Raw genomic sequence first — 18,291 nt, 5'->3', positions numbered from 1 at the left:
GGTGCGGCGCATGAGCGAGCGAGTGGTGGCGGACGGGGAGCGGCGGCGCCGGCGGCCCACCAAGCGGGGCACGGTCCTGTCCGAGGAGCTGATCGTCGAGACCGCGCTGCGCCTGATCGGCGAGCACGGGGCCGCGGCCCTGACGGTGCGCAGGCTCGGCACGGCGCTCGGCGCGGATCCGAGCGCGCTCTACCGGTACTTCCAGGACACCGACGACCTGCTGCTCGCGGTGGCGGACGAGCTCATCGGGCGCTCCCTGCGCTCGTGGCGGCCGACCGGCGAGTGGCGGGCCGATCTGCGCTCGCTGGGGCTGCGGGTCCACACCGACTACCAGGCCCATCCGCAGGCGGCGCTGTTGACCTGCACCCGGGTGACCGGGCGGGCGAACGAGATGCGGTCGGTGGAGACGATCCTGGGGATCCTGCGCGGGGCCGGGTTCCCGGACGCCGAGGCGGTGCGGATCTACCACGTGTTCGTGGACCAGACGCTGGCGTTCGCGGCCCTGGACGCCGCGGTGTTCACGCTGCCTCAGGAGTCCCGGGAGCTTGAGCGGCGGGCCTGGCACGAGCGGTACGCGCGGCTCCCCGCGCGGACCCACCCCCATGTGGCCGCGAACGCGCCGACCCTGGTGGCGGAGATGGGCCGCAGCGCCTATCCGGCGGCCCTGGAGATGATGCTGGCGGCGGCAGCGGCACGCTTGCAGCACGTACGGGCCTGACGATCCCCGCCCCGGACCGCGGGCGGTCGATTCGCGGAAGGCGGCGTCGATCCGCGGAGAGCGGGCGGACGATCTACGGAGAGGCGGCGGTCGATCCGCGCACGGCGGGCGGGACGGTCCGGCGGTAAGCGGGCGCGGGCGTGAAAAAGGGCGGCGTCCCGGTGTCCGGTGGCGCCGCCCCTCGAAAAGCGGGTGCTACTCGCCCGAGGCGGTGGCGAAGACGCGCTTGCGCACGAGGTACCAGCCGCCGACGAGCAGGGCCGCGATGATCGGCAGGCAGTAGATCGTGGTGCGGCCGACCCCGCCGCCGTACCACATCAGGAAGGCGACGCTCGCGAGGAAGACCAGCGTGACGATCTGCGTGTACGGGGCCCACGGCAGCTTGTAGGCCGGGCGCTGGACGCCGCCCGCCTGGGCGCGGCGCCAGAACAGCAGCGAGCAGATCATGATCATCGCCCAGGTGCCGAGGATGCCGATGGAGGCGAAGTTCAGCACGATCTCGAAGGCGTCGTCGGGGACGAAGCCGTTGAGGGCGACGCCGAGGACGCCGAAGAAGGCGGTGAAGAGCACGCCGCCGTAGGGGACCTTGCCCCGGTTCATGACGCCGACGAACTTGGGCGCGGAGCCTGCGAGCGACATCGAGCGCAGGATGCGGCCGGTGGAGTACAGGCCCGAGTTGAGGCTGGAGAGCGCGGCGGTGAGGACCACGAGGTTCATCACCCCGGCCGCACCCGGCACACCGACCTTGTCGAGGACCGTGACGAACGGGCTCTGGCCCTCGGAGTACTCGGTGTACGGCAGCAGCAGCGCGAGCAGCACCACGGAGCCGACGTAGAAGATGCCGACCCGCCACATGATCGAGTTGATCGCCTTGGGCAGGATCTTCTGCGGGTTCTCGGTCTCGCCGGCGGCGACACCGCACAGCTCGACGGAGGCGTACGCGAAGACGACACCCTGGATGACGAGCAGCATGGGCATCATGCCCATCGGGAAGATGCCGCCGTGGCTGGTGATGTTGGCGAAGCCCGGCGTGGAGCCGTCCACGTCGTGCTGGGTGACCACCAGGTAGATGCCGACGATCATGAAGGCGACCAGGGCGACGACCTTGATGATCGCGAACCAGAACTCCATCTCGCCGAAGTACTTCACGGAGATGAGGTTGGCCGCCAGGACGACGGCGAGCGCGACGAGGGCGCAGACCCACTGCGGTACGTCGCTGAACATGGCCCAGAAGTGGGCGTAGGTCGCGGCCGCGGTGATGTCGGCGACGGCGGTGGTCGACCAGTTCAGGAAGTACAGCCAGCCCGCCGTGTAGGCGCCCTTCTCCCCCATGAACTCACGGGCGTAGGAGACGAAGGCGCCCGATGAGGGGCGGTAGAGCACGAGCTCGCCGAGGGCCCTGACGACGAAGAAGGCGAAGACGCCGCAGACCGCGTAGGCGATCGCGAGCGAGGGGCCCGCGCCCGCGAGGCGGCCGCCGGCACCGAGGAAGAGGCCGGTGCCTATCGCGCCGCCGATGGCGATCATGTTGATGTGGCGGGACTTGAGGTCCTTGCTGTAACCGGCGTCACCGGCGTCGATGTGGGGGGTGCCCGTCGTCGCCCCCGCGGGGGCGCTCTGGGGCTCGGCCGCAGGCATGGTGCGGTCACTCATGGAGTAGTTCGCCTTTGTGAGGGGTCATGCGGTCGTGCGGACCGGTCGTGGCGGTGATGCAGGTCGTCACCTTGGCACGGGATCGGCGGCCCATACTCCCGGCTGTCGGCACAGTTTGGCAGTGGCCAATGTCACGTACGGGCAGATTTGAGGTGTTTCTGAGGTAACCGAAAGGTATCCGGTGAGCCTTTTTGTTGCTCAGGGTACCTAGGGTGCGAGGACGTCCAGCTCCTGGAGGGCGCCGACCGCGATCTCGCGGGTCAGCCGCTCGGCCTGTGCCGCGTCGCGTGCGCGCACGGCTTCGGCCACCCGCACATGCAAAGTGACGGCCGCCGGATCGGGGTCGGGGAACATCACATGGTGGTGGGTGCGGCCGGTGAGGACCTCGGCCACGACGTCGCCGAGCCGGGCGAACATCTCGTTGCCGGAGGCGTTGAGCACGATCCGGTGGAAGGCGACGTCGTGCACGAGGTACGCCTCAAGCCGGCGCCCGCGCGATGTGGCGACCATACCGAGGGCCTGCTCGGTGAGGGCGGCGCACTGCTCGGGGGTGGCGTGCAGCGCGGCGAGTCCGGCGGCGGCGGGTTCGACGGCTGAGCGCAGCACGGTCAGGGAGCGCAGCTGGCGCGGCCGGTCGGCGCCGGCCAGCCGCCACCGGATGACCTGCGGGTCGTACACGTTCCACCGCTCGGCCGGCTGCACGGTCACCCCGACCCGGCGCCGGGACTCGACCAGATACATGGATTCGAGGACCCGCACCACTTCGCGGACCACGGTGCGCGAGACGTCGAAGCGCTGGGCGAGCTCATCGGTGCGCAGCACGCTGCCCGGGGGGTACTCCCCCGCGGTGATGGCCAGGCCCAGGCTGTCGAGCACATGCGTGTGAAGGCCCCGGGCCCCAGTCGTCATGGGCCAAGCCTACGGGTGCCCTTTGGGCGCTTAAAAGTATGACTTTTACATCACGGACTCTTGAATATGTCGTACCTAATGGGTTTGAGTGTGCGCGACGGACATCGATGTCGATGAGGACAGCGAGGCACCACCCGCATGAGATCCCCCCTGACCATCGTGGTGATGGGCGTTGCCGGGACCGGCAAGACCACCATCGGACCGCTGGTGGCGGCACGGCTCGGCGTCCCCTACGCCGAGGGCGACGACTTCCACCCCGCGGCCAACGTCGCCAAGATGTCCGCGGGCATCGCCCTGGACGACGCGGACCGGTGGCCCTGGCTCGACGCCATCGGCGCGTGGGCCCACGAACGTGCCGGGCTCGGCGGCGTCGTCAGCAGCTCGGCGCTCAAGCGGAGCTACCGCGACCGGCTGCGGGCGGCGGCCCCGGGGATCGTCTTCCTGCACCTGACCGGCGACCGCGCGCTCATCGAGCGGCGGATGACCGAGCGCAGGGGCCATTTCATGCCGACCGCGCTGCTCGACTCGCAGTTCGCCACCCTTCAGCCGCTCGGCCGGGACGAGGCGGGCGTCGCCGTCGACGTGTCCGGCACCCCCGAGGACATCGCGGAGCGGGCCGCCGCCGCGCTGCGCCCGCTCACCATCTAAGGAATCCCCACCGTGACCAGACTCAGCGTCGAGTTCCTGGCAGCGGACGCCACGCAGCCGATCACCTCGGCCGGCAACACCCAGCTGGGCATTGCCGTACTCGCGGGCATCGCCGTCATCGTCCTGCTCATCACCAGGTTCAAGCTGCACGCCTTCCTGGCTCTGACCATCGGCTCGCTCGCGCTCGGCGCCTTCGCGGGCGCCCCGCTCGACAAGGCCATCACCAGCTTCAGCTCCGGGCTCGGCAGCACGGTCGCCGGGGTGGGCGTGCTGATCGCGCTCGGCGCGATCCTCGGCAAGCTGCTCGCCGACTCCGGCGGCGCGGACCAGATCGTCGACACGATCCTGGCCAAAGCCGGGAAGTCCGGCGGGCGCGCGATGCCCTGGGCGATGGTGGCCATCTCCGCGATCATCGGGCTTCCGCTGTTCTTCGAGGTCGGCATCGTGCTGCTGATCCCCGTGGTGCTCCTCGTCGCCAAGCGCGGCAACTACTCGCTGATGCGGATCGGCATTCCCGCGCTGGCCGGCCTGTCCGTGATGCACGGGCTCATCCCGCCGCACCCGGGGCCGCTGGTCGCCATCGACGCGATCGGCGCCAACCTCGGGGTGACGCTCGCGCTCGGTGTCGTCGTCGCCGTGCCGACCGTGATCATCGCGGGCCCGGTGTTCTCGAAGTACGCCGCCCGCTGGGTCGACATCCCGGCCCCGGACAAGATGGTCCCCACCCGGCCCTCGGAGGACCTGGAGAAGCGACCCGGCTTCGGCGCGACCCTCGCCACGGTGCTGCTTCCGGTCGTCCTGATGCTGGCCAAGGCGCTCGTCGACATCGCGGTCGACGACCCCAAGAACCACCTCCAGCGGGTCACCGACGTCATCGGCTCACCGCTGATCGCCCTGCTCGCGGCCGTCCTCGTCGGCATCTTCACGCTGGGCCGGGCGGCCGGGTTCACCAAGGAGCGGATCTCGACGACCGTCGAGAAGTCCCTCGCGCCGATCGCCGGCGTCCTGCTGATCGTGGGCGCGGGCGGCGGATTCAAGCAGACACTGATCGACGTGGGCGTCGGGCAGATGATCCTGGACTTCTCCAAGGACTGGGCGATCCCCTCGCTGCTCCTTGCCTGGCTGATCGCGGTGGCGATCCGGCTCGCGACGGGCTCCGCGACCGTGGCGACGATCTCCGCCGCGGGTCTGGTGGCACCGCTGGCGGCCGACATGTCGACCGCGCACACGGCCCTGCTGGTGCTTGCCGTCGGCGCCGGTTCGCTCTTCTTCAGCCATGTCAACGACGCCGGGTTCTGGCTGGTGAAGGAGTACTTCGGGATGAACGTCGGCCAGACGGTCAAGACCTGGTCGGTGATGGAGACGATCATCTCCGTGGTGGCACTCGGCTTCGTGCTCCTGCTGTCACTGGTCGTCTAGCTCGCCCCGGCGCCGGTCCGGCTCTTCGTCCGACTCCGGCTCCCACAGGGGGTGTTCACGCTCGGCCCACCGCCGCGCGACCGACCCGGTGCGCATGCCACGGCGTGCCTCCGGGTCGCCGAACGCCATCCACACATGCCCGGCGACGACGATGCCGATGGCCAGCGACAGCCAGTCGTGGACGAACGTGGACCCGATCCGCACCTCGATGGGCGCGAGGTGGGTGAACCACATGACAAGGCCGGTGCCGAGCATCACGAGCGCGGCGCCCGCGATCCAGCCCCCGTACACCTTCTGTCCGGCGTTGAACTTGCCCGCCGGCCGCGGCTCGCGGACCCGGCGCAGCGCGCTGCGCAGCCAGGTGCGGTCGTACGGGTGGAAGCGGTTGAGCCGGCCGAGGTCCGCCCGGAAGGCGCGCGACGCGAGGCCGGCGAGGGCCGGCACGGGCAGCAGCACACCGCAGATCTCGTGCACCTGCACCACCAGTTCGCGGCGTCCGACCGCCTCGGCGAACTGCGGGATGTACAGGATCGCCGCGGTCACCACGCAGGCGCCCATCAGCCAGGCCGTGGTCCGGTGCACCCAGCGCACCGCTGGCGTGAACCTCCGTACGGCGTAAGGGAGTTCAGGTGGTGGGGGTGTCTTCGCGTCCATTGGACCGGCCGACCCAGGCGTCGGTGTCATAGCCTCGCTCCTCCCAGAATCCCCGCTCGACCTTCTGTGTCACGGTGATCCCGGACAGCCATTTCGCCGATTTGTAGAAGTACATGGGCGCCACGTACAGCCGGACGGGGCCGCCGTGCACGTGGCTGACCGGCTTGTCCTGCATGCTCAGGGCGATCAGCACATCGTCGCGGCGCGCCTGTTCGAGGGTCAGGCTCTCGCTGTACGCGCCGTCGAAGCAGGTGAAGCGGACCGCCCCGGCGCCCGGCCGGACCCCCGCCGCGTCGAGGAGCCGGGACAGCTGGACCCCGGCGAAAGGGGTGCCGGGAACCCGCCACCCGGTCACGCACTGCACATCGCGCACGAGCCGGGTCTGCGGCAGCGCGCGCAGCGCGTCGAGCGTGTACGTCGACGGCTTGGTGACCAGGCCGTCGACGGTGAGCCGGTAGTCGGCGGCGCTCCTGTCCGGCACCGACGAGGTCACCGAGTAGTAGCGGAAGCCGCCGCCGTTGGGCAGCAGACCGGTGAGCCCGGTGGGGTCCTTGTCGGCGGCGGCGCCGAGGAAGGCTTCGAGGCCGCCCTGGACGTAGCGCGCGGAGGCGACCCCGGCCACGCCGAGTCCCAGCATGCCGAGCACGAGCCGCCGCCCGACGGGTGTGCCGCGCGGGGGCGGCGGGGTTGGTTCTGATCTCACCCGATGATTCGAACACCCGCGGGCCGGTCCTGCCAGGGGTCGGGGCCGTACGTCACCGTTCCGTCAGATTCCACCCAGCCGACGCACGGCCCGGGGCGGGGGTGCCCAGAGCGGACGGGGCGACGAAGGGGCCTCACACCAGGGAGCGCGCGACGCGGAAGCCCACGTCGTCGACCTGGAACGTCGGGTGGCTGCGGCGCCGTGCGGAGGCCCGGCAGCTCCAGTGCTCGTCGAACCAGCCGCCGCCACGGAGTACCCGGTAGGCGCCGTAGACCTCGGCGTCGTAGACGTCCCAGCACCAGTCCCAGACGTTGCCGAGCATGTCGTGGAGCCCCCAGGAGTTGGCTCGTTTGCCGCCCACCTCGTGGATGCGCTCGTGCGAATTGTCACGGAACCAGCCGATCTCGTCCAGTTCCCCATACCGCGGTCCTTCGGTACCGGCGCGGCAGGCGTGTTCCCACTCGGCTTCGGTGGGCAGGCGGTAGCCGTCGGCGCAGGTGTCCCATTGGATGCCTTCGGCCTCGGCACCGAAGTGGTAGGCGGGGGTGAACCCGGCACGCCGGGACAGGGCGTTGCAGAACCGCACCGCGTCCCACCACGAGACGCACTCGACGGGCAGCAGGTCCCCGGGGGTGGCGCTCGGGCGCTCGCCGGTGATCTCCGCGTACAACGCCTGGGTGACGGGGGACGCCGCGAGCCGGTAGCCCGCGAGCTCGACCGGCCAACTGCGCTGCGTCCGCCGGTCCGACAGCGTCACCCGCCCCGGCGGTATGGCGACCATCTCGTTCCCCGTCATCACGTCCATGATCACGAGATCCTAACGAGGCACCCCGGTGATCTTCCCGTTCCCATCGACGGTGTGGCTCCGCCAGTACCGGTCCCACGTGTCGTCCACGTGCTGAGGGACCTTGCCCTTGGGATAGCGGACGTAGCCCTTGGGCGGGCCCTGGTCGGCGTCGACGCAGGCGCGGCCCGTCGATCCGACGGTCACGACCGGGTACTCCCCGCCTCCACAGATCGCGTCCTGCGACGAGCACCCCGGGACGGCGAGGGCGACAGCCGCCGAGGCCGTCAACCACACCGGCACCTGCCTCCGTCGCACACCGCCGAAGCGGGCCTCGCGGGCAAGCAGAGACGAAAGGAGCTGGCGCACGGTGAACTCCAGGTGAGTGGTCGGACGGCTCGTATCCACCACCCTGCCCAGAATGGCGGCATGAAGCGGCCCTGATCACCTGACCGGCCCGGCGGTCGCTCCAGTGCCCGGACACGGCCGGATCCTCCGGTCGGGCAAGGCGCGGCCGAGGCGGGGCCGGAGCGCAAGCTCGGCCGGCCTACGAGACCGCCTTCGCCGCCGCCCGGCCCGCCGCCCGGCCCGAGAAGATGCAGCCGCCGAGGAAGGTGCCTTCCAGGGAGCGGTAGCCGTGTACGCCTCCGCCGCCGAACCCGGCCGCCTCCCCCGCCGCGTACACGCCCGGCAGGGGCTCGCCGCCCGCCATGAGGACACGCGAGGACAGGTCGGTCTCCAGGCCGCCGAGCGACTTGCGGGTCAGGATGTGCAGCTTGACCGCGATCAAAGGGCCGGCCTTCGGGTCGAGGATGCGGTGCGGGGGCGCGGTGCGGATGAGCTTGTCGCCGAGGTAGTTGCGCGCTCCCCGGATGGCGGTGACCTGGAGGTCCTTGGTGAACGGGTTGGCGATCTCGCGGTCGCGGGCCGTGATCTCGCGGCGCAGCGCGGCCTCGTCGATGAGGGGTTCGTCGGTGAGCGCGTTCATGCCGCGCACCAGCGAGGCGAGGTCCTTCTCCACGACGAAGTCGGCGCCGTGGTCCATGAACGCCCTGACCGGGGCGGGCACGTCGGCCCGCGCCCGCCCGATGACACCGCGTATCGACTTGCCGGTCAGGTCGGGATTCTGCTCGGAGCCCGACAGGGCGAACTCCTTGCCGATGATCTTCTGGTCGAGCACGAACCAGGTGTGGCCGTACCCGGTCTTCATGATGTGGTCGAGGGTGCCGAGGGTGTCGAAGCCGGGGAAGAGCGGGACCGGCAGCCGGTTGCCGCGCGCGTCGAGCCAGAGCGAGGAGGGGCCGGGCAGGATGCGGATGCCGTGCCTGGCCCAGATGGGGTTCCAGTTCTGGATGCCCTCGGTGTAGTGCCACATCCGGTCGCGGTTGATGTGGTGGGCGCCGGCCTGTTCGGTGATGCCGAGCATGAGGCCGTCCACATGGGCGGGCACGCCGGACAGCAGGTGCTCGGGCGGGGTGCCGAGGCGCTGCGGCCACTGGGCCCGTACCAGGTCGTGGTTGCCGCCGATGCCGCCGCTGGTCACGATCACGGCCTGCGCCGTCAGCTCGAAGGAGCCGGTGACGGTACGGCTCGACGCGGTCCCGCGCTCGGCGTCGGACGGCGCCAGGATCTCGCCGGTCACGGTGTCGACGGCTCCCGCACTGCGGCCGAGCCCCGTCACCCGGTGGCGGAACGCGAACCGGACGAGGCCCCGCGCGGCCGCTTCCCGCACCCTGCGCTCGAACGGCGCGACGATGCCGGGCCCGGTGCCCCAGGTGATGTGGAAGCGGGGCACGGAGTTGCCGTGCCCGGTGGCGTCGTAGCCACCCCGTTCGGCCCAGCCGACCACGGGGAAGAACCGGACGCCCTGGGCGTGCAGCCAGGCCCGCTTCTCGCCGGACGCGAAGTCGACGTATGCCTCGGCCCACCGGCGCGGCCAGTGGTCCTCCGCCCGGTCGAAGCCCGCCGTCCCGTGCCAGTCCTGGAGCGCCAGCGCCCGGCTGTCCTTGATCCGCATACGGCGCTGCTCGGGCGAGTCCACCAGGAAAAGCCCGCCGAAGGACCAGTGGGCCTGGCCGCCGATCGACTGCTCGGGTTCCTGGTCCAGCAGGATCACCTTCTTGCCTGCGTCCGCCAGCTCGGCGGTGGCCACCAGGCCCGCGAGCCCCGCCCCGACCACGATCACATCGGCGTCGTACGCCATCGGCCGCTCACTCCGCTCGTCCGCCACGTTACCCGTGGGTCAGATCTTCGGCGGGCGCCCACCCGGCGTCAACCGCCCGACTGCGGGCACCCGACGGGCATCCATCGCCCAGGAGCGCTATCGTCGGCCAAGGCAGCGCCCCCCGGCCGTACTTGAGGTGTACGTCGTGTCGGTCCTGGTCCTCGTCCTCGCCGTGAGCGCAGCGTGTTGTCTGGGCTCGGGCTTCGTGCTGCAGCAGAACGCGGCGCAGCACGCCCCGCTGAGCGACTTCCTCTCCCCGAGGCTGCTGCTCGACCTGGTGCGGATGCCGCGCTGGCTGGCCGGCATCGGCCTGATGGTGGCCGGCATGGTGCTCAGCGCCCTCGCGCTGGGCTGGGGCGAGGTGTCGCTCGTCGAACCGCTGGTGGCGACCAATCTGTTCTTCGCGATGTGGCTGTCCAGGCTCTGGACGCATCAGCCGCTGGGCCGCCAGGGCTGGGCGGGGCTCGCACTGCTGGCAGGTGGGGTGACCGCGTTCATCGTGGCGGGCCAGCCCCAGGGCGGTGTCGCGGTCGCGGGCGTGCTGCGGCACTGGCTGATCGTGGGCATCGTGGTCGGCGTCGCGCTGCTGCTCGCGGCGCTCGCCAAGCACGCCCGGCTCAGTGTGGCGGCGCCGGTGCTGCTGGCCGTCGCCGCGGGCATGCTGTACGGACTTCAGGACGCGCTGACCCGGATCAGCGGTCAGCGGCTCTCCCGCGGCGGCTGGCCGGAGCTGATGACCAGCTGGCAGCCGTACGCGGTGATCGCGCTCGGGGTCACGGGCCTCGTCCTGGTGCAGAGCGCCTTCGAGACGGCCCCGCTGCGGATGTCGCTGCCCGCCCTGACGGCGGCCCAGCCGCTCGCGGGGATCGCCTGCGCGGTCGGCTTCCTCGGCGACCGGCTGCGTACCGACACGGGCGCGCTGGCCTGGGAGGCGTCCGGGCTCGCGGCGATCGTGGCGGGGATCGTACTGCTCGGGCTGCATCCCGCGATGCCGTCGGGCACGGCCTCACCGGAAGAGGCCCGCGACCTCCAGCCGCACTGAGCCGTTGCGGGCCCGGGGGCAGGCGGTGAGGGGGCGGTGATTTCATGGACCCATGAATCCGGCTGACGAGATCCTGGACGTCGTGGACGAGCACGACACCGTGACCGGGCAGGCCCGGCGGGCCGATGTGTACGCGCGGAACCTGCGCCACCGCTGTGTGTTCATCCTGGTCCGGGACGCGGCGGGCCGGATCTTCGTGCACCGCCGCACCCCGGACAAGCTCGTCTTCCCCTCCCTGTACGACATGTTCGTGGGCGGGGTGGTCGGCGCGGGCGAGTCGTACGACGACGCGGCACTGCGCGAGGCCGAGGAGGAGCTGGGCGTCTCGGGACTGCCACGCCCCACGCCGCTGTTCACCTTCCTCTACGAGAACGGCGAGCAGAGCTGGTGGTCGGCCGTGTACGAGGTGCGGTGCGAGCTGCCCGTACGGCCGCAGGTGGAGGAGGTCGCCTGGCACGACTTCCTGCCGCTCACCGAGCTCGAAGACCGGATCGGGGTGTGGGAGTGGGTGCCGGACGGGCTCGCGGCGTGGCGGCGGCTGCGCGCCCAGGGGTGACGGGTGGAGCAGGGTCGCCCCCGGCCCTGGTCCGTCGGAGAGCCCCCGGGGGCTCGGGCCGTCCTGAGGGAGCGCCGGGTAGGGTGCGGCGAGTGATCACGATCGTGCAGACCCTGCGTCTGTGGTTCGCGCCCCAGCGCATCGGCGAGGAGGGCGAGACCCCCGACTACCGCTTCTCGCTCGCCAACGAGCGCACCTTCCTGGCCTGGATCAGGACGTCGCTCGCGCTGGTCGGAGGCGGTTTCGCGGTCGACCAGTTCCTGCCGGACCTGCGCCGGGGCATCCGGGTCGCCCTCGCGCTCGCGCTGCTCGCCGCGGGGGTCCTCTGTGCGCTGCGGGCGGTGAACCACTGGGTGCGGTGCGAGCGGGCCATGCGGCGCGGCGAGGACCTGCCCGTGTCGCGGTTCCCCACCCTGCTGAGCCTCGCCGTGGCCGTGGTCGCCGTGGTGATGGTGGTGGTCGTCGTACTCGGCTGGGCCGGCTGATGGCCGCGCGTCCGAGCCGCGGACCCGGGTGGCCACTGACACCGAGGCGCGGTCACGCCACGGACCTGGGGGGCCGCCGATGACCCCGCGCGGCCAGACCACGAACCCGGGGGGCCGCCGATGACCCAGCGCGGCCACACCCAGAACCCGGGGGCCCGCCGGTGACCCCGCCCGCCCCCTTCCGGGATCCCGGGCTCCAGCCCGAGCGGACCCGGCTCGCCTGGCGGCGTACGACGCTTTCGTGCACGGTCGCGGCCGTGCTGGCCGCCAAGCAGACGCTGCGGCACGGGAGTTCACCGGCCGCGTTCGCCGCCGTGACGCTCAGCGCACTGGCATGGCTGGGATTTCTCGTCGTGGCACACCGCCGCATCCACGCCCTGAGCGGCGCCGCGCGCCCGGGTGTCCTCGGCGTGCGCGCCGCGGTCGCCGCGGCCGGCTGCGTGGTGGCCCTGGCCTGCTTCGCGGTCGCCGTGCTGTTCTGAGCGCACACCCCGGCTCGGGCCGTCGCGCCCGGCCCACCCTTCTGCCACACCACAATTCGCGGGCCGCCCTGGACGACATACCGACTGGTCGGTAGCGTATGCCGGGACATGATGACCGACCCCGCTGTGGAGGTGCCGACCATGAGCGCAGTCCCCCCGCCAGGCCTCGATCCGGAGCAGCTGCGGGCGCACCTCGACCGCGTGCGGCCAGGTTTGGTGAGCGGACCGCTCAGGGCCCGTCTGATCGAGGGCGGCCGGTCGAACCTGACGTATGTCGTCACCGACGGGGCCGGGCAGTGGGTCGTACGGCGTCCCCCGCTCGGCCATGTGCTCGCCACCGCGCACGACATGAGGCGCGAGCACCGGGTCATCAGGGCCCTGCACCCGACGGCCGTGCCGGTGCCCGAGCCGGTGCTGCTCTGCGAGGACGAGTCGGTGCTCGGCTCGCCGTTCTACGTCATGGAGTACGTGGCGGGCACGCCCTACCGCACCGCCGAACAGCTCGCGCCGCTCGGCCTGGAGCGGACGAGGGCGGCCGTGCTCTCGCTGGTGGACACGCTCGTCGACCTGCACGCCGTGGACCCCGCATCGGTCGGTCTCGGCGACTTCGGGCGACCCGAGGGCTTCCTCGACCGACAGCTGCGCCGCTGGGGCAAACAGCTCGACGCCTCACGCAACCGGGAACTCGCCGGGATCGACGAGCTGCACGCCGCCCTCGGCCGCGAGCTGCCGGCCTCCCCCGCGCCGACCGTCGTGCACGGCGATTACCGTCTCGACAACGTCCTGATCGGCGACGACGACCGGATCAACGCGGTCCTCGACTGGGAGATGTCCACCCTCGGCGACCCGCTGACCGACCTCGGGCTCCTCGTGATGTACAGCGCGAAGCTGGACCTGCCGCACTCGCCGGTCTCCACCACGGCAGGCGCCGCCGGCCACCCCTCCCCCGCCGAGCTGATCGAGCGCTATGCGGCCCGCTCCGGGCGCGACACCTGCGCCATCTCCTGGTACACGGCGTTCGCCTGGTTCAAGCTCGCCGTGATCCTCGAAGGCATCCACTACCGCTACACCCTCGGCCAGACCGTGGGCGCGGGGTTCGACCGCATCGGCGAGCTGGTCCCCGTCTTCATCGAGCACGGTCTCACCACCCTTCAGGAAGGCTGAACCCCCGCCATGGACTTCGCATTCGACGCCCGCACCGAAGAACTGCGGACCAGGCTCCTCGCCTTCATGGAGGAGTACGTCCACCCCGCAGAGGCCGTCGCGCACGAGCAGCACGCCCTGCTCGCATCGCCGTGGGACACCCCGCGGGTGGTGGAGGACCTGAAGGCCGAGGCGCGCCGGCAGGGCCTGTGGAACCTGTTCCTGCCCGACGCGGAGTACGGAGCCGGCCTCACCAACCTCCAGTACGCGCCGCTCGCCGAAATCACCGGCCGTTCCCCGCACTTGGCGCCCACCGCCCTCAACTGCGCGGCCCCCGACACCGGGAACATGGAGGTGCTTGCGCAGTTCGGCACGGACGAGCAGAAGAAGCAGTGGCTTGAGCCGCTGCTCGCCGGGGAGATCCGCTCGGCGTTCGCGATGACCGAGCCCGAGGTCGCCTCATCCGACGCCACCAACATCGAGACGCGCATCGAGCGGGACGGCGACGGTTACGTCGTCACCGGCCGCAAGTGGTACATCTCCGGGGCCATGAACCCGGACTGCAAGATCTTCATCGTGATGGGCAAGACCGACCCCGCCAACGCCGATGTGCGCCGCCAGCAGTCGATGATCCTGGTCCCGCGCGACACCCCGGGCGTCGAGATCCGCCGCGCCATGCAGGTGTACGGCTATGAGGACCACTCCCACGGAGGCCACGCCGAGGTCGTCTTCCACGGGGCCCGGGTCCCCGCGAGCAACCTCGTCGGTGAGGAGGGCGGCGGCTTCGCCATCGCGCAGGCCCGGCTCGGGCCCGGCCGGATCCACCACTGCATGCGGCTGATCGGCATGGCCGAGCGGGCGATCGAGCTGATGTGCCGAAGGGCGGTGTCCCGTACGGCGTTCGGCAAGCCGATCGCACAACAGGGCGTGGTGCAGGAGTGGATCGCGGACGCCCGGGTCGCGGTCGAGCAGCTGCGCCTGCTCGTCCTGAAGACGGCCTGGCTGATGGACACCGTGGGCAACCGCGGGGCCCACACCGAGATCCAGGCCATCAAGATCGCGACCCCGCGCACCGTGGTCGACATCATCGACCGCGCGGTCCAGCTGCACGGTGCGGGCGGCGTGAGCCAGGACTTCCCGCTGGCCGAACTGTGGGCCGCGGCAAGGACGTTGCGGCTCGCGGACGGTCCGGACGAGGTGCACCAGCGCTCGCTGGCCCGCCGCGAGCTGAAGAAGTACCTGTAGCGAGGGGCCGGTTCAGGGGCGCAGTGCGCGCAGCAGCAGGTCGGCCAGATGGTCGGCGACCTGCTGCTGGGTGAGCGGGCCGCCCGGCCGGTACCAGGTGGAAAGGTGGTGGACGGAACCGAAGTGGTAGTCCACCACCAGGTCGGCCGGGGTGGCCGTGGAGAACACGCCGGCGTTCTGACCCTCTTCGATGAGCGCGCGGAACCGTTCGTGGTAGCGGCGGCGCTCGGCACGGACCTGCTTGTTCTTCTCCGGGCTCAGGTGATGCATCGAACGGAAGAAGATCGCCGCGTCGTCGAGGTTGTCGATGGTGGTCACCACCACGTCGGCGGCGGCCTCGCGCAGCCGCTGCTCGATCGGCGCGTCGGCGCCCGCGAACGCGTCAAGCCGCTCCTGCTGGAGGCGCAGCACGCGCGCGTACACCTCCTGGAGAAGGTCCTCCTTCGAGCCGAAGTAGTGGTAGAGCGCGCCCTTGGTGACGCCCGCCGCTTCGACGATCTCCTGCACGGAGGTGCGGTCGTAGCCGTTCTCCGCGAACAGCCGGGTGGCGGCGGCGAGCAGCCGCTGGGGGACGGGGGTGGTGCCGCTCGTGTCCGTCGCCTTGGCCATCGCCGCCACCTTTCTGAATACGTGCGCGAAGGGTCGTACCCCGCGCTGTGTGCATGTCGTGCGGCACCGGTCGTGCCGCGCCGGTCCGGAACTCGTGTCCGGGGGCCGGGCCCGCGGGCCCGGCCCGATCCAAACGAGAGGCCCTACGCCTGGGTGCGCAGTTCCCGCCTGAGGATCTTCCCACTCGTGGTCTTGGGAAGCTCCGTCAGGATCTCCACCTCGCGCGGGTACTTGTAGGCGGCGAGCCGTTCCTTGCAGTACGCGGCGAGCTCGGCGGGGCCGGTCATTGCGCCGGGGCGCAGACTGACGTACGCCTTGACGCTCTCGCCCCGGTAGGCGTCGGGGATGCCGACGACGGCGGCCTCGCGCACGGCGGGGTGGGTGTACAGGACGTCCTCGACCTCGCGCGGCCAGACCTTGAACCCGGACGCGTTGATCATGTCCTTCATGCGGTCGACCACGTAGAGCCAGCCGTCGCGGTCCATGAAGCCGATGTCGCCGGTGCGCAGTTCGCCGTCGGGGAAGGCTTCGGCGGTGGCGTCGGGGCGGCGCCAGTAGCCGGGCACCACCTGCGGTCCGCGCACCACGATCTCGCCCTGCTCGCCGAAGGGCACCTCGTCGCCCGCGAGGTCGACGATCCGTACGACCGTCTCGGGACCGGGCACGCCGACCGAGAGCGTGCCGGAGACCGGGTCGACGGGCGCCTCCTTCTCGGGCGGCACCGAGGCGCAGGGAGCGGTGCACTCGGTCAGGCCGTAGCCGTTGCGGATGTACGGCCCGAACCCCGCGCGGAACTGCTCCACCAGCGCGGGCGGCAGCGGGGCGCCGCCCGAGGAGATGAGCTGGAACGAGGCGAAGTGGTCGCGGGTGACGCCCGGGGTGGCGGCGAGCGCCATGAACGCCGTGGAGGGGCCGACCGTGTAGGCGGGGCGGTGTGCGGCGAACGCGTCGAGGACGACGCCCGGGTGGAAGCGGTAGGTCAGGATCAGGGTGCCCGCGTTGGCGACGCAGGTCGCGAGCTGGCAGACCATGCCGGTGATGTGGAAGAGCGGCGCGAGCGCGAAGTAGCCCGAGCCTTCCGCTATCGGGTGTCCGGTGCGCTGCCGCTCCGCCTGGTAGGCGATGCCGCGATGGGTGTTCATCGCGCCCTTGGGGGTGCCGCTGGTGCCGGAGGTGTAACTGATCAACGCCGTGTCGTCGCCGGAGAGTTCCCGGTCCAGGGGGGCGCGGATTCCCTGCCGTGCGACGGTGACGAGGTCGTCGGTGTCGGTGGGCGCGGGCAGCCGCTCGAAGCCGAGGACGCGTTCGTCGTCGCGGGTCTGGAGGTCGCGCTCGCATGCGGTGAGCGCGACGCGGACGGGGGAGCCGGCCGCGGTGTCCCGCAGATAGCTCTCCCAGGCGCGGTCCGAGCAGATCAGCGCGCTGACGTCGGCGTCGTGCAGGACGTGCGTGACCTCGCCCGACTTGTACATCGGGTTGAGCGGCACGACGGTGGCGCCTGCCTTCCACGCGCCGAGCAGGGCGATCACGAAGTGCGGGGTGTTCTGGAGCATCAGCGCGACGCGGTCGCCGCGGGCCACACCGCGCGCGGCGAGGTGACCGCCCACGGAATCGGACAGCTCATCGACCTCGCGATAGCTGAGACGGCCGTCGAAGTAGGCCAGGGCGGTGCGTTCGGGGGCGCGGGCGACGGCGGCGCGGAAGGAGTGCAGCACCGTCGCGGGCGGGCTGATGTCTGCCCGCTGCTCGGCGCTGAGCTGGGCGAGCCACGGCTTGGCCGCGTAGATCGAGGTCACCTGGCGTCCGCCTCCCACTTCTGCTGAAGGTGATTCATGCTGGTCAGCCAGCGGTCCGGGGTGGCGGCGCGAGCGGTGTAGTAGTCGGCCACCTCCGGGTGGGGCAGCACGAGGAACCGGTCCTCGGCCATCGCGGCGAACAGCGCGTCGGCGACCTCGTCGGGCTCGATCGCGGTGGGCTTGAGCACGAGGTCGCCGGCCGAGCCGGTGGCGGCCAGCATGTCGGTACGCACTCCCTGCGGGCAGATCGCGTGGACCTGGACGCCGCGGTGGCGGTAGGTGAGCGAGAGCCATTCGGCGAAGGCGAGCGCGCCGTGCTTGGTGACGCTGTACGGGGCCGCGCCGATCATGGTGAGCAGGCCGGCGGCGGAGACGGTGGAGACGAAGCGTCCGCTGCCGCGCTCCAGCCAGTCGGGCAGCAGCTCGCGGGCCGCGCGGACGTGGGCCATCACGTTGACGTCCCAGGCCGCGGCCCACACGTCCTCGGGGGCGGCCTCCGAACCGGCCGAGCCCAGGCCCGCGTTGGCGCAGTAGACGTCGATGCGGCCGCCGAGCGCGTCGCGGGCGGCGTCGACGACGGTGGACGCGTCGCCCGGCACGGCGATGGCGCCGATCTCCTCGGCGGTCCTGCGGGCCTTGTCGGCGTCCAGGTCGTTGACGACCACGCGGGCGCCTTCGGCGGCGAATCTGCGGGCGAGGGCGGCTCCGATGCCGCCGCCCGCGCCGGTGACCACCACCGCGGTGCCGTGGGCCGACTGTGCCGTGCTCATGGGGGACCCGCCTCTCTGCGTGCCGGATACCCCGGCAGACTAACCGGTCGGTATGTCCGGGGGGAACCCCCGGCCCCCTTGCCCGTGACCCCCCACTTTGCCAGGCAGCCGCGCCTCTCACTCCGTGGTGCACCTTGGACCGTGCGGGGTTGCTTGCGCCGTTCCCCGCGCCTCTCACTCCGTGGTGCACCTTGGACCGTGCGGGGTTGCTCGCGCCGTTCCCCGCGCCCCTGACACCCTTTCGGCTGCGGACCGTGCCCGCTTCTCGCGCAGTTCCCCGCGCCCCTGGCCCCCTTTCGGCTGCGGACCGTGCCCGCTTCTCGCGCAGTTCCCCGCGCCCCTCCAGGGTTGGCCACCCCGGGCCGTGCGGGGCCGGGCGCGCCGTTCCGCGCGCCCCTGCCAGGGTTGGCCACCCCGGGCCGTGCGGGGTTGGGCGCCCCGGGCCCGTGGG

The 18,291-nt window shown here is 71.6% G+C and carries 19 protein-coding genes; 9 read left to right on the top strand and 10 right to left on the bottom strand.

Annotated elements, in window-relative coordinates:
* Positions 1–10: 10 nt before the first annotated feature.
* Positions 11–718 (top strand): TetR/AcrR family transcriptional regulator, encoded by a 708-nt coding sequence (locus ACGFW5_RS13575; RefSeq protein WP_393834370.1) that lies wholly within the window; start codon positions 11–13, stop codon positions 716–718.
* Between the two features lie 195 nt (positions 719–913).
* Here the strand turns inward: ACGFW5_RS13575 and ACGFW5_RS13570 are convergent, their stop codons facing one another.
* Positions 914–2,371 carry an amino acid permease gene (locus tag ACGFW5_RS13570; RefSeq protein ID WP_393834369.1) on the bottom strand — a complete coding sequence of 486 codons (1,458 nt, stop codon included), beginning with the start codon at positions 2,369–2,371 and terminating at the stop codon, positions 914–916.
* Between the two features lie 207 nt (positions 2,372–2,578).
* The gene (locus tag ACGFW5_RS13565) at positions 2,579–3,280 is read right to left on the bottom strand and encodes a FadR/GntR family transcriptional regulator (RefSeq protein WP_393834368.1); all 702 of its coding nucleotides are present in this window, start codon (positions 3,278–3,280) and stop codon (positions 2,579–2,581) included.
* Between the two features lie 138 nt (positions 3,281–3,418).
* Here ACGFW5_RS13565 and ACGFW5_RS13560 point away from each other — a divergent pair, with 138 nt between their 5' ends.
* Complete coding sequence (locus ACGFW5_RS13560; RefSeq protein ID WP_393834367.1) at positions 3,419–3,928, top strand: gluconokinase; 510 nt, start codon at positions 3,419–3,421, stop codon at positions 3,926–3,928.
* 12 nt (positions 3,929–3,940) lie between these two features.
* On the top strand, positions 3,941–5,347 hold the full coding sequence (locus ACGFW5_RS13555) for a gluconate:H+ symporter (RefSeq protein ID WP_393834366.1): 1,407 nt from the start codon (positions 3,941–3,943) through the stop codon (positions 5,345–5,347).
* On the opposite strand, the gene ACGFW5_RS13550 is transcribed toward ACGFW5_RS13555, so the two are convergent.
* The 5 genes from ACGFW5_RS13550 to ACGFW5_RS13530 all read right to left on the bottom strand — a co-directional run bounded on the left by ACGFW5_RS13550 (position 5,333) and on the right by ACGFW5_RS13530 (position 9,691).
* A complete protein-coding gene (locus ACGFW5_RS13550) occupies positions 5,333–6,031 on the bottom strand; it encodes a cytochrome b/b6 domain-containing protein (protein WP_393834365.1) in 699 nt (232 codons plus the stop codon). The genes ACGFW5_RS13555 and ACGFW5_RS13550 overlap by 15 nt on opposite strands.
* Positions 5,973–6,704 (bottom strand): molybdopterin-dependent oxidoreductase, encoded by a 732-nt coding sequence (locus ACGFW5_RS13545; protein ID WP_393834364.1) that lies wholly within the window; start codon positions 6,702–6,704, stop codon positions 5,973–5,975. The genes ACGFW5_RS13550 and ACGFW5_RS13545 overlap by 59 nt, the downstream gene beginning before the upstream one ends.
* A 133-nt stretch (positions 6,705–6,837) precedes the next feature.
* Positions 6,838–7,509 (bottom strand): formylglycine-generating enzyme family protein, encoded by a 672-nt coding sequence (locus ACGFW5_RS13540; protein ID WP_393834363.1) that lies wholly within the window; start codon positions 7,507–7,509, stop codon positions 6,838–6,840.
* A 12-nt stretch (positions 7,510–7,521) separates the two neighbouring features.
* Positions 7,522–7,899: an SCO0607 family lipoprotein gene (locus ACGFW5_RS13535; RefSeq protein ID WP_393834362.1), complete on the bottom strand. Its 378-nt coding sequence runs from the start codon at positions 7,897–7,899 to the stop codon at positions 7,522–7,524.
* A gap of 136 nt (positions 7,900–8,035) precedes the next feature.
* Positions 8,036–9,691 carry an FAD-binding dehydrogenase gene (locus tag ACGFW5_RS13530; protein ID WP_393834361.1) on the bottom strand — a complete coding sequence of 552 codons (1,656 nt, stop codon included), beginning with the start codon at positions 9,689–9,691 and terminating at the stop codon, positions 8,036–8,038.
* A 166-nt stretch (positions 9,692–9,857) separates the two neighbouring features.
* Between ACGFW5_RS13530 and ACGFW5_RS13525 the strand changes: the two genes are divergently transcribed.
* The 6 genes from ACGFW5_RS13525 to ACGFW5_RS13500 all read left to right on the top strand — a co-directional run bounded on the left by ACGFW5_RS13525 (position 9,858) and on the right by ACGFW5_RS13500 (position 14,665).
* Complete coding sequence (locus ACGFW5_RS13525) at positions 9,858–10,754, top strand: DMT family transporter (RefSeq protein WP_393834360.1); 897 nt, start codon at positions 9,858–9,860, stop codon at positions 10,752–10,754.
* Positions 10,755–10,806: 52 nt separating this feature from the next.
* Positions 10,807–11,310: an NUDIX hydrolase gene (locus tag ACGFW5_RS13520; protein ID WP_393834359.1), complete on the top strand. Its 504-nt coding sequence runs from the start codon at positions 10,807–10,809 to the stop codon at positions 11,308–11,310.
* 92 nt (positions 11,311–11,402) lie between these two features.
* Positions 11,403–11,795 carry a YidH family protein gene (locus ACGFW5_RS13515; RefSeq protein WP_393834358.1) on the top strand — a complete coding sequence of 131 codons (393 nt, stop codon included), beginning with the start codon at positions 11,403–11,405 and terminating at the stop codon, positions 11,793–11,795.
* 161 nt (positions 11,796–11,956) lie between these two features.
* Complete coding sequence (locus ACGFW5_RS13510) at positions 11,957–12,277, top strand: DUF202 domain-containing protein (protein ID WP_393834357.1); 321 nt, start codon at positions 11,957–11,959, stop codon at positions 12,275–12,277.
* A gap of 141 nt (positions 12,278–12,418) precedes the next feature.
* Entirely contained in the window at positions 12,419–13,441 is a 1,023-nt protein-coding gene (locus ACGFW5_RS13505) for a phosphotransferase family protein (protein WP_393834356.1), read from the top strand.
* A 9-nt stretch (positions 13,442–13,450) separates the two neighbouring features.
* Positions 13,451–14,665: an acyl-CoA dehydrogenase family protein gene (locus tag ACGFW5_RS13500; protein ID WP_393834355.1), complete on the top strand. Its 1,215-nt coding sequence runs from the start codon at positions 13,451–13,453 to the stop codon at positions 14,663–14,665.
* A gap of 12 nt (positions 14,666–14,677) precedes the next feature.
* On the opposite strand, the gene ACGFW5_RS13495 is transcribed toward ACGFW5_RS13500, so the two are convergent.
* The 3 genes from ACGFW5_RS13495 to ACGFW5_RS13485 form a co-directional block, all read right to left on the bottom strand.
* On the bottom strand, positions 14,678–15,274 hold the full coding sequence (locus ACGFW5_RS13495) for a TetR/AcrR family transcriptional regulator (protein ID WP_393834354.1): 597 nt from the start codon (positions 15,272–15,274) through the stop codon (positions 14,678–14,680).
* 143 nt (positions 15,275–15,417) lie between these two features.
* Positions 15,418–17,070, bottom strand: coding sequence for a class I adenylate-forming enzyme family protein (locus ACGFW5_RS13490; RefSeq protein ID WP_393834353.1), 1,653 nt, complete (start codon positions 17,068–17,070; stop codon positions 15,418–15,420).
* Positions 17,067–17,840, bottom strand: coding sequence for an SDR family oxidoreductase (locus ACGFW5_RS13485; protein ID WP_393834352.1), 774 nt, complete (start codon positions 17,838–17,840; stop codon positions 17,067–17,069). The genes ACGFW5_RS13490 and ACGFW5_RS13485 overlap by 4 nt, the downstream gene beginning before the upstream one ends.
* Positions 17,841–18,291 lie beyond the last annotated feature (451 nt).

Source organism: Streptomyces sp. NPDC048416 (assembly GCF_043200435.1).
Taxonomy (GTDB): Bacteria; Actinomycetota; Actinomycetes; order Streptomycetales; family Streptomycetaceae; genus Streptomyces.
Note: the sequence above shows the minus strand (reverse complement) of the source record. Positions and strands in the feature narration are given on the sequence as shown.

Excerpts from the sequence above, each read along its gene's own strand:
- ACGFW5_RS13570 (WP_393834369.1), bottom strand. The coding sequence starts at position 2,371 with ATGAGTGACCGCACCATGCCTGCGGCCGAGCCCCAGAGCGCCCCCGCG.
- ACGFW5_RS13550 (WP_393834365.1), bottom strand. The coding sequence starts at position 6,031 with ATGACACCGACGCCTGGGTCGGCCGGTCCAATGGACGCGAAGACACCC.
- ACGFW5_RS13495 (WP_393834354.1), bottom strand. The coding sequence starts at position 15,274 with ATGGCCAAGGCGACGGACACGAGCGGCACCACCCCCGTCCCCCAGCGG.
- ACGFW5_RS13520 (WP_393834359.1), top strand. The coding sequence starts at position 10,807 with ATGAATCCGGCTGACGAGATCCTGGACGTCGTGGACGAGCACGACACC.
- ACGFW5_RS13575 (WP_393834370.1), top strand. The coding sequence starts at position 11 with ATGAGCGAGCGAGTGGTGGCGGACGGGGAGCGGCGGCGCCGGCGGCCC.
- ACGFW5_RS13485 (WP_393834352.1), bottom strand. The coding sequence starts at position 17,840 with ATGAGCACGGCACAGTCGGCCCACGGCACCGCGGTGGTGGTCACCGGC.
- ACGFW5_RS13530 (WP_393834361.1), bottom strand. The coding sequence starts at position 9,691 with ATGGCGTACGACGCCGATGTGATCGTGGTCGGGGCGGGGCTCGCGGGC.
- ACGFW5_RS13565 (WP_393834368.1), bottom strand. The coding sequence starts at position 3,280 with ATGACGACTGGGGCCCGGGGCCTTCACACGCATGTGCTCGACAGCCTG.
- ACGFW5_RS13560 (WP_393834367.1), top strand. The coding sequence starts at position 3,419 with ATGAGATCCCCCCTGACCATCGTGGTGATGGGCGTTGCCGGGACCGGC.
- ACGFW5_RS13500 (WP_393834355.1), top strand. The coding sequence starts at position 13,451 with ATGGACTTCGCATTCGACGCCCGCACCGAAGAACTGCGGACCAGGCTC.
- ACGFW5_RS13540 (WP_393834363.1), bottom strand. The coding sequence starts at position 7,509 with ATGGACGTGATGACGGGGAACGAGATGGTCGCCATACCGCCGGGGCGG.
- ACGFW5_RS13505 (WP_393834356.1), top strand. The coding sequence starts at position 12,419 with ATGAGCGCAGTCCCCCCGCCAGGCCTCGATCCGGAGCAGCTGCGGGCG.